Below are 414 nucleotides of genomic sequence, written 5' to 3'. Positions count from 1 at the left end.
CTGATCGAAGTCACCCACGGCGACGGCCTGGGCGGCAGCTCGGTCAACTACGGCTTTCCGGCGCACAGCGACGAGGACTACCTCGGCGCGGTGATCCCGCTGATGAAGCGGGCCAAGGTCTCGGCGCTGCTGCTGCCGGGCATCGGCACCGTCGACCACCTGAAGATGGCGCACGAGCTCGGCGTCGCCACCATCCGCGTCGCCACCCACTGCACCGAGGCCGATGTCTCCGAGCAGCACATCGGCATGGCCCGCAAGCTCGGCATGGACACCGTGGGCTTCCTGATGATGGCGCACATGAACAGCTCCGAAGGGCTGGTGCAGCAAGCGAAGCTGATGGAAGGCTACGGCGCCAACTGCATCTACGTCACCGACTCGGCCGGGCACCTGCTGCCCGACACGGTCAAGGCGCGC

Annotated in this window: 1 protein-coding gene; it reads left to right on the top strand. The window is 67.4% G+C overall.

The window, feature by feature from the left end:
- Positions 1-414, top strand: a 414-nt coding sequence (locus C666_RS19185; RefSeq protein ID WP_039919647.1) for a hydroxymethylglutaryl-CoA lyase-like TIM-barrel protein, incomplete at both ends; no start/stop codon positions are given.

Origin of the sequence: Thauera linaloolentis 47Lol = DSM 12138 (assembly GCF_000310205.1) — a bacterium.
In the GTDB taxonomy this organism is placed as follows: Bacteria; Pseudomonadota; Gammaproteobacteria; order Burkholderiales; family Rhodocyclaceae; genus Thauera; species Thauera linaloolentis.
Note: the sequence above shows the minus strand (reverse complement) of the source record. Positions and strands in the feature narration are given on the sequence as shown.